This is a genomic window from Vibrio sp. 10N.261.52.A1 (assembly GCF_002876325.1).
Lineage (GTDB): Bacteria > Pseudomonadota > Gammaproteobacteria > Enterobacterales > Vibrionaceae > Vibrio > Vibrio chagasii.
In genome coordinates this window covers 1-401 of sequence record NZ_MCYD01000364.1, presented here as the reverse complement: position 1 = coordinate 401, position 401 = coordinate 1, and the positions used below count along the sequence as shown (strand labels likewise).

1 protein-coding gene is annotated in these 401 nt (G+C 45.6%); it reads right to left on the bottom strand.

Annotated elements, in window-relative coordinates; genetic code table 11:
- Positions 1-26: 26 nt before the first annotated feature.
- A partial coding sequence (locus tag BCT81_RS04410; protein WP_133152542.1) for a cupin domain-containing protein occupies positions 27-401 on the bottom strand: 375 nt, incomplete at its 5' end.

Sequence of the window (401 nt, the reverse complement as noted above, 5' to 3'; positions counted from 1 at the left end):
CTATAAGAAATTCTAACTTTGTTAACTTATTTTGCAGTCACCCACAAAATCAGTGCATCTTCTGTACTAGTAGAAATCAACATATGCCCCATGTTGGCGTCGTAATACATGCTGTCACCTTCGCTCATGGGTACCGGCTCATAGAATTCTGAGTAGAACATCACATCACCAGAGATCACCATCAAGAACTCTTCACCATCGTGGCGAACCCAATCGTTATACTCTTCAAAGGTGCGTGCTCTCACTCGGCTCTTGAACGGCATCATCTTCTTATTCGAAAGTTCTGTCGCCAGCAGTTCATGCTCGTAAGTCGGAGTTGGGTGAGGTTTACCCTGGCCTGCTTTAGTTAAGTCACGACGTCCTGTGGCAACTTTTTTCCTTGGAGGCTCAAAGAGTTGCGG